9 protein-coding genes are annotated in these 7,410 nt (G+C 74.4%); 3 read left to right on the top strand and 6 right to left on the bottom strand.

Annotation, left to right across the window (positions count from 1 at the left end):
- A partial coding sequence (locus VF468_30360) for a class I tRNA ligase family protein (GenBank protein ID HEX5882589.1) occupies positions 1-418 on the top strand: 418 nt, incomplete at its 5' end.
- Here VF468_30360 and arfB read toward each other — a convergent pair.
- Positions 415-852 (bottom strand): alternative ribosome rescue aminoacyl-tRNA hydrolase ArfB, encoded by a 438-nt coding sequence (gene arfB / locus VF468_30355; protein HEX5882588.1) that lies wholly within the window; start codon positions 850-852, stop codon positions 415-417. The genes VF468_30360 and arfB overlap by 4 nt on opposite strands.
- Positions 853-1,010: 158 nt before the next feature.
- Here arfB and VF468_30350 point away from each other — a divergent pair, with 158 nt between their 5' ends.
- The gene (locus VF468_30350) at positions 1,011-1,622 is read left to right on the top strand and encodes a hypothetical protein (GenBank protein HEX5882587.1); all 612 of its coding nucleotides are present in this window, start codon (positions 1,011-1,013) and stop codon (positions 1,620-1,622) included.
- Between the two features lie 4 nt (positions 1,623-1,626).
- Here VF468_30350 and VF468_30345 read toward each other — a convergent pair whose 3' ends face one another.
- The gene (locus VF468_30345) at positions 1,627-3,423 is read right to left on the bottom strand and encodes a glycoside hydrolase family 15 protein (protein ID HEX5882586.1); all 1,797 of its coding nucleotides are present in this window, start codon (positions 3,421-3,423) and stop codon (positions 1,627-1,629) included.
- A gap of 26 nt (positions 3,424-3,449) precedes the next feature.
- Between VF468_30345 and VF468_30340 the strand changes: the two genes are divergently transcribed.
- Positions 3,450-5,120 (top strand): MFS transporter, encoded by a 1,671-nt coding sequence (locus VF468_30340; GenBank protein HEX5882585.1) that lies wholly within the window; start codon positions 3,450-3,452, stop codon positions 5,118-5,120.
- Between the two features lie 130 nt (positions 5,121-5,250).
- Here the strand turns inward: VF468_30340 and VF468_30335 are convergent, their stop codons facing one another.
- From VF468_30335 to VF468_30320, 4 genes are all read right to left on the bottom strand, one after another.
- Entirely contained in the window at positions 5,251-6,081 is an 831-nt protein-coding gene (locus VF468_30335; protein ID HEX5882584.1) for a SigB/SigF/SigG family RNA polymerase sigma factor, read from the bottom strand.
- Between the two features lie 132 nt (positions 6,082-6,213).
- Positions 6,214-6,657, bottom strand: a complete 444-nt coding sequence (locus tag VF468_30330) for a TIGR03668 family PPOX class F420-dependent oxidoreductase (protein ID HEX5882583.1) — start codon at positions 6,655-6,657, stop codon at positions 6,214-6,216.
- Positions 6,654-7,127 carry an SRPBCC family protein gene (locus VF468_30325; protein ID HEX5882582.1) on the bottom strand — a complete coding sequence of 158 codons (474 nt, stop codon included), beginning with the start codon at positions 7,125-7,127 and terminating at the stop codon, positions 6,654-6,656. Before VF468_30325 ends, VF468_30330 begins: the two co-directional genes overlap by 4 nt.
- A gap of 46 nt (positions 7,128-7,173) precedes the next feature.
- Positions 7,174-7,410 (bottom strand): transcriptional regulator (locus tag VF468_30320; GenBank protein HEX5882581.1); only part of this gene is annotated, 237 nt, incomplete at its 5' end.

The following is a 7,410-nucleotide window of genomic DNA, read 5'->3' as shown; positions in this document are numbered from 1 at the left end:
GGCGTCGGCCAACAGCGCCCTGGTCGCGGCGCTGTCAGTGCTGCTGCGCCTGTTCGCCCCGTTCCTGCCGTTTGTCACCGAGGAGGTCTGGTCGTGGTGGCACGACGGCTCGGTGCACCGCAGCCTCTGGCCCGAGGGCGGCCCGCTGCGGGCCGCCACCGGCGTCGAGGGCCCGGACCCCCTGGCCCTGGAGGCCGCCACCGCCGTCCTGGCCGAGGTCCGCCGGGCCAAGACCGCCGCCCGGCGGTCGCTGCGCGCCCCGGTCGGCCGGGTCGAGGTCGCCGACCGCCCCGACCGCCTGGCCGCCCTGGCCGAGGTCGCCGGCGACCTCCGCCGCGCCGGGGCCGTCGCCGACCTGGCCCTGCTCGACCCCGCCGACACCCTCACCGTCAGGGTCGAGCTGGCCGACGGACGCTAGTCGTCGTCGGGCCGCCGCGGCCGTTCCCGGAGGCGCTTGGTGGCCGAGCGGCGGCGCTTGGTCTCGACCCGGCGGGCGGCCGCGGCCCGGGTCGGGCGGGTGGGGCGGCGGGGCCTGGGGGTGTACAGGGCCGCGGCCAGCAGCTCGGCGAACCGCTCGATGGCGGCCCGGCGGTTGGCGAGCTGGCTGCGCTGGGCCTGGGCGACCACCCGGAGGACGCCGCCCGAGTCGAGCCGCGGGCCCAGCCGGCGCAGGGCCCGCTCCTTGGCCTCCGGCGGCAGCGACGGCGAGCCGGCCAGGTCGAAGCGGAGCTCGACCCGCGAGTCGGTGGTGTTCACCCCCTGCCCGCCGGGGCCGGAGGCCCGGCTGGCCCGGAACTCGAGCTCGGCCACCGGGATCGCCACCTCCGGTGTGACGCGGATCACCTCGCTCACTCGTTGCGAACCCCCAGAACCACCGGAACGTCCCTCGACGACGACTTGCTGCATACAGTACAAACGGACCTTCATCGCATGGGCGGCTGTTCCCATTCTCGCAAGGCACCACCGGTCCGGTCGCCCTTGTGCAGCCCCAGTCGAGGGGGAGGGAACAGATGCGCACTCGGATGCTCGCGGTCCTGGTGACCGCGACGGTGCTGGCCCTGGCCGCGCCGGCCGTTGCCGGTCCGCGGGAGGAGGCCAAGGCCCGCCGGCAGCTGCTGGCCGGGCAGACCGCCCGCGCGGCGATCATCCAGAACGGCGAGACCAGGGAGAACATGGAGCAGACCGTCGTCAACCACTTCGGCAACCCGGACCAGGGCCAGGTCCTGATCCAGACCTGGGTCGAGCCGGACTGGACCAACTTCGAGGCGGTCGACATCCAGGCGGCCGTCCAGGCGGTCAAGATCCGCCGGGCCGGCGCCGGCTTCGCCAAGCGGATCGCCATCCGGGTCGAGCTGTACGACAACGACGGCGACCAACCGGTCTTTCACGCCAGCTCCTCCACGGTGAACACCGGCGACGTCAACGGCATCGCCTACGTCCAGACCCCGGAGGCGGGCGACCTGACCAACCCGGACCGGCCATGCCTGTGGTTCTCGGTGGCCTTCTACACGATCCGCTGGGACGACAACACCCTGACCTCGGGCCGCGTGCTGGTGGCGCAGGGCGACTGGGTGAACCCGATCTGCCTGGTCACCCCGACCTCGGACCTGCGCGTCCGCTAGCCGGTCAGGGGGTGTGACGGGCCCAGGCGGGCATCGGTCCCTCGGACAGGTAGTTGGCCGTGTTCACGAGGGCGACGTGCGAGAACGCCTGGGGGAAGTTGCCGAGCTGACGCCCGGTGGAGGGGTCGAACTCCTCGGCCAGCAGCCCGACGTCGTTGCGGAGGGTGAGCAGCCGCTCGAAGATGGCCAGGGCCTCCTCGCGCCGGCCCATCAGGGCGAGGTTGTCGGCCAGCCAGAACGTGCAGGCCAGGAACGTCCCCTCGCCGGGCGGCAGCCCGTCCACCGCCTGGGAGCCCTCGGGCGGGTAGCGGTGGACCAGCCCGTCCACCGTCAGCTCGCGCTGGATGGCGGCCACCGTGCCCTTGACCCGCGGGTCGCCGGCGGGCAGGAACCCGACCAGCGGGATCAGGAGCAGGCTGGCGTCCAGGTGGTCGGCCCCGTAGTACTGCACGAAGCTGTCCCGCTCGGTGTCGTAGCCCTCGCGGCAGACCTCGTCGTGGAGCTCGCGGCGGACGGCCCGCCAGCGGTCGACGGGGCCGTCGTGGCGCAGCAGCTCGACCGCCTTGATGGCCCGGTCGAGCCCCACCCAGGCCATCACCTTGGAGTGGGTGAAGTGCCGCCGGGGGCCGCGGATCTCCCAGATGCCCTCGTCCGGCTCGCGCCACTTGGTCTCGAGGAACTCCAGCAGGGCCCGCTGCAGGTCCCAGGCCGCCTCGTCGCTCTCCAGGCCCACGTGCTGGCCCAGGTGCAGGGTGTCCATGACCTCGCCGTAGACGTCGAGCTGGAACTGGGTCACGGCCGCGTTGCCGGTGCGCACCGGCCGTGACCCCTCGTAGCCGGCCAGCCAGTCCAGCTCCTGCTCGGTGATCCGCCGCTCGCCGGCCACGCCGTAGAGGATCTGCATCTGCCGCGGCTGGCCGGCCACGGCCCGCAGCAGCCACTCCCGCCACGCCTTGGCCTCCTCGGCCAGCCCGGCCAGCATCAGCGCCGACAGGGTGAAGGTGGCGTCGCGCAGCCAGCAGTAGCGGTAGTCCCAGTTGCGGACGCCGCCGAGCTGCTCGGGCAGCGACGTGGTCGGGGCGGCCACGATCCCGCCGGTGGGGGCGTAGGTCAGCGCCTTCAGGGTGAGCAGGGACCGGAGCACCGCGTCCTGCCAGCCGCCGTGGTAGTCGACGTGGCTCGCCCACTCGCCCCACCAGGCCTCGGTGTCGCCAAGGGCCCGGATCGGGTCGATGTGGCGCGGGGCCGGCCGGTGCGAGGCGTGCCAGGTGAGCATGAACGGGACCCGTTCGCCCTCGGCCACGGTGAAGTCGGCCAGGGTGGTCCAGTTCTCGCCCCGCACCGGCACCGGGGTGCGCAGCCAGACCGAGTCGGGCCCGGCGACGGCGTGCAGCGCCCCGTCGACGTTCCGCACCCAGGGCACGATGGAGCCGTAGTCGAACCGGATGGTCAGCTCCATCCGCATCGGCACCCGGCCCCTGACCCCCTCGACGACCCTGGCCACGTCCGGGTCCCACTGGCGCGGGGGCATGAAGTCGACCACCCGCACGACCCCGTCGTCGGTGTGGTGCTCGGTCTCCAGCACCAGGGTGTCGCCCTCGTAGCGGCGGCGGACCTCCCGGACGGGGCCGGCCGGGGCGAGCAGCCAGCGGCCGTTGGACCGCTCGCCGAGCAGGGCCGCGAAGCAGGCCGGCGAGTCGAACCGGGGCAGGCACAGCCAGTCGATCGACCCCTCCCGGCTCACCAGCCCGGCCGTGTGGGTGTCGCCGATCAGCGCGTAGTCCTCGATGGGGGAGGCCATGGGACGAAGCTACACTGAGCGCCGCCGTGGCCGCCGACCCCGCCCCCGACCGGCCCGCCCCGCCGTCCGCGCTGGCTCCGCTGGCCCGGCCGGTGTTCCGGGCCCTCTGGATCGCCGCCCTGGTCTCCAACGTCGGCTTCTGGATGCAGAGCGTCGGGGCGGTCTGGCAGGTCGGCACCGTCTCCGGCTCGGCCGCCCTGGTCGCCCTCGTCCAGACGTCCATCAGCCTGCCCATCGTGCTGCTGGCCCTGCCAGCCGGGGCGGCCGCGGACGTGTTCGACCGGCGGCGGATGCTGCTCGCCACCCAGTCCTGGATGCTGGTCTCGGCGGCGGCGCTGTGCCTGGCCACCGTGCTCGGGGTGGCCAGCCCGGCGGTCGTCCTCGGCCTGACCTTCATGCTCGGGCTGGGCAACGCGGCCAACGCCCCCGCCTGGCAGGCGACCATCCCCGAGCTGGTCGGCGGGCGGGAGCTGTCGGCGGCGGTGGCCCTCAACTCGGCCGGGTTCAACATCGGCCGGGCGGTCGGCCCGGCGATCGGCGGCCTGGTGGTGGCGGCGGCCGGGCCGGCCGCCGTGTTCGGGCTCAACGCCGCGTCCTACCTCGGCGTGCTGGCCGTCCTGTGGCGCTGGCGGCGCCGCCCCCAGGACGACCTGGGCGCGGGCGAGCAGGTCCTGGGGGCGATCGGGGCCGGGGTCCGCTACGTGCGCTTCGCCCCGCCGCTGCGGGCCGTGCTGGTCCGCACGGCCCTGTTCATCCTGCCCGCCAGCGCCCTGTGGGCGCTGCTGCCGGTGGTGGCCAGGGGCCGCCTGGGGCTGGACGCGACCGGGTTCGGGCTGCTGCTGGGCGCGCTCGGGATCGGGTCGGTGGCCGGGGCGGTGGCCCTGCCGAAGCTGCGCCAGGCCGTGCCCATCGACCGGCGGGTGGTGGCCGGCACCGTCCTGTTCGCCCTGGCGACGGCGGCCCTTGCCCTGCTGGACTCGCCGGCTCTGGTGTTCGTGGCCATGGTCGCCGCCGGGCTGGCCTGGCTGGCCATCCTGACCTCGTTCAACGTGGCCACCCAGACGGCCGTGCCCCGGTGGGTCCGGGCCCGGGCCCTGGCCGTGTACCTGCTGGTGTTCCAGGGCGGCCTGGCCGCCGGCAGCGCCCTCTGGGGGGTGGCCGCGGGTCGCCTGGGCGAGCGGACGGCCCTGCTGGCGGCCGCGGCCAGCTTCGGCCTGGGGATGGTGGCCGCGCTGCACTGGCGCCTCCAGGGGATCGGCGCCCTCGACCTGACCCCGTCGGTCCGCCCGGAGCCGGTGACGGTGGTCGACCCCGACCCCGAGGACGGTCCCGTGCTGGTGCTGATCCGCTACCGGATCGACCCGGGCCGGGCCGAGGAGTTCGCGACCGCGATGCGGGCCATGCGCCGGGTCCGCCGGCGCGACGGCGCCTACCGTTGGGGTGTGTTCGAGGACGTGGCCGACCCGGGCTGCTTCGTCGAGACCTACGTGGTCCGCTCCTGGGCCGAGCACCTGCGCCAGCACGAGCGGTTCACCGCCGAGGACCTGGCCGTCCGCGACCGGGTCCGGTTGTTCCACGTCGGCGAGGACCCGCCGGTGGTCTCCCATTTCATCCACCCCGACGCCGCCCCCACCCAGCGCCGCTGGGTGCGCTGGACCCGCCGCCACGGCGACCTGGCCCAGGCGGGCGAGGAGTAGCGCCTCAAGGGTGCCCTGACACCGGCACCCTTGAGGCTAGGAGGGCGGGGTCTCGGCCCTCCCGGGATGAGGCGTTGCCAGCCGGAAGCCTTCCAAACCCGCCGGGGTCGGGCCCGGGCCGGGGCGGCCGTCAGAGGTCGACGAGCTGGCTGCGCATGCGCTCGATGGCCCGGCGCAGCAGGCGCGAGACGTGCATCTGGGAGATCTGCATGCGGGCGGCGATCTCGTCCTGGGTCAGCTCGTCGACGTAGCGCAGCAGGACGATCTGGCGCTCGCGCTCCGGCAGCCGCCCGATCAGCTCGGGCAGGACCAGCAGGTCCTCCAGCTCCTCGCGGTGGCGGCGGTCGACCACGAAGTCGCCCAGCACCGCGTCGCCGTCCTCCCCGGCCGGCTGGTCGAGCGACGGCGCCGAGCGGGTCTGGGCGACCTCGATCGCCTCCAGGACCTCCTCCATGCTGGCCCCGAGGTGCTCGGCCAGCTCGGGCACGGTGGGGGAGTGGCCGAGCTGCTGGGGCAGCTCGTCGATGGCCCGGCAGAGCCGCAGGGCCAGGTCCTTGGTCCCGCGGGGCACCCGCAGCCGCCAGCTGGCGTCACGCAGGTGCCGCTTGAGCTCGCCGACCACGGTGGCCACGGCGTAGGGGATGAACGGGTTGGCGCGCTCCGGCTGGTAGCGGTCGACCGCCTTGACCAGCCCGAGCCGGGCCACCTGGCGCAGGTCCTCCAGGGGGACGGCCCGGTTGCTCCGGTAGCGCTCGGCCAGCCGGTCGGCCAGGCCGAGGTAGGAGAGGATGATGCGCTCGCGCAGGGCCGGGTCACGGCTCTGGGCGTAGTCGCGGAACCATTGCTCGACGCGCTGGACGGCGACCTCGTCCTCCGGGCGGACCTCGAGCGTCTCGGGCGACGCTGCGGGGTCCGGAGGATCGATCGGGTCGACGCCAAAGTCGACAACCGCGGACGACATGGCGACCTCCACGAGGTGCGGTCGGCCCGCGGGGACAGGGCGGGACCTGTCAGTGCCTGCCAACCCTAGCATGTCCCTCCCCACACGGAGATAAACCCGATCTCCGGGACGGGTTCGTACATTTCGACCGGATCAGGCGGCCGACCACCACGCCCACCGGCGCGGGCGCACGGCCACCACCGGGCCGGGCGGCCGGGCGTCCCGGTAGGGGGGATAGCGGGCGGCCAGGGCGTCGAGGGCGGCCTCGGCCGCCCGGCCCTCCAGGAACGCGGCCGTGCCCTGGAGCTCGACCCACCACAGCGCCGCCCAGTCCTCGGCGTAGTGGTCGACCAGCATCGCCACCCTCGGGTCGGCGGCCAGGTCGCGCTCGCGCCGCAGCGGGCCGGCCCGCTTGGGCTTGACCCGGTCGACCGCCCACACCGCCGTCCCCTCGTGCCAGGCGAAGGTCACCGGCACCAGCCGGGGTCCGGCGGCCGAGAGGGTGGCCAGCCTGGCCACCCTCCCGGCCGCGAACCGCTCCAGCACCGCCGGCGGCGGACCCTCCGGCCCGGCGCGCCCGCCGGTCGCCTCCGTCATCGGGCCTTGGCCAGGTACTGGTCGAGGCGGTCGTAGGACTCGGCGGCCCCGCTCTCCATCCCGGACTGGAGCATCCCGTCGCGGTCGGCGACCGACTGGAACACCGACAGGCTGGTCATGAGGGTGCGGCCGTCCCGCTCCTCGAAGGTGGTGGTCTCCAGCAGCACATGGCCGGGCATGCCCTCGAACTCGAAGGTGTTGACGATCCGCTCGGGGGCGACGGTCTCGTGGTAGACGCCGTGGAAGCCCCACTCGTTGCCCTCGCCGTCGCGCTCGATAAAGCGCCAGCGGCCGCCGGCCCGGGCCTCCAGCTCGTCGACCACGGTGTCGCTGGCCGCCTGGCCCCACCACTGCCGGACCGCGTCCGGGTCGGTGTAGGCCGCGAACACCAGCTCGCGGGGGGCGTCGAAGCTGCGGGTGATGACGATGTCGTGGGTGCCGGGGTCGGCGACGACCTTCAGGTCGCTCATGTGGCGCTCCTCTCATCGGTGGTGCGGTCGTTCCTGGTGCCGTCGGTCATGGTGCCTGCTGGTCGTCCGGCTCCTCCTTCCGCTCCGTCCTCTCTGTCGGCTGCGCCGCCTGGGCCTGGCGCAGGTAGTCGTCGAGGCGCCGGTAGCGCTCCTCGCTCCGTTCCCAGAAGCGGCGGTATCCCTCCACCCAGTCGGCCACCTCCTTGAGCGGGTCGGCCTCCAGCCGGCACGGCCGCCACTGCGCCTCCCGCCCCCGCGCGATCAGCCCCGCCTTCTCCAGCAC

It is taken from the genome of Actinomycetota bacterium (assembly GCA_036280995.1).
Taxonomy (GTDB): Bacteria; Actinomycetota; CALGFH01; order CALGFH01; family CALGFH01; genus CALGFH01.
The sequence above is the reverse complement of the archived record's forward strand: the minus strand, read 5'-3'. Positions and strand labels throughout refer to the sequence as shown.

Excerpts from the sequence above, each read along its gene's own strand:
- VF468_30335 (HEX5882584.1), bottom strand. The coding sequence starts at position 6,081 with ATGTCGTCCGCGGTTGTCGACTTTGGCGTCGACCCGATCGATCCTCCG.
- VF468_30325 (HEX5882582.1), bottom strand. The coding sequence starts at position 7,127 with ATGAGCGACCTGAAGGTCGTCGCCGACCCCGGCACCCACGACATCGTC.
- VF468_30345 (HEX5882586.1), bottom strand. The coding sequence starts at position 3,423 with ATGGCCTCCCCCATCGAGGACTACGCGCTGATCGGCGACACCCACACG.
- VF468_30350 (HEX5882587.1), top strand. The coding sequence starts at position 1,011 with ATGCGCACTCGGATGCTCGCGGTCCTGGTGACCGCGACGGTGCTGGCC.
- VF468_30330 (HEX5882583.1), bottom strand. The coding sequence starts at position 6,657 with ATGACGGAGGCGACCGGCGGGCGCGCCGGGCCGGAGGGTCCGCCGCCG.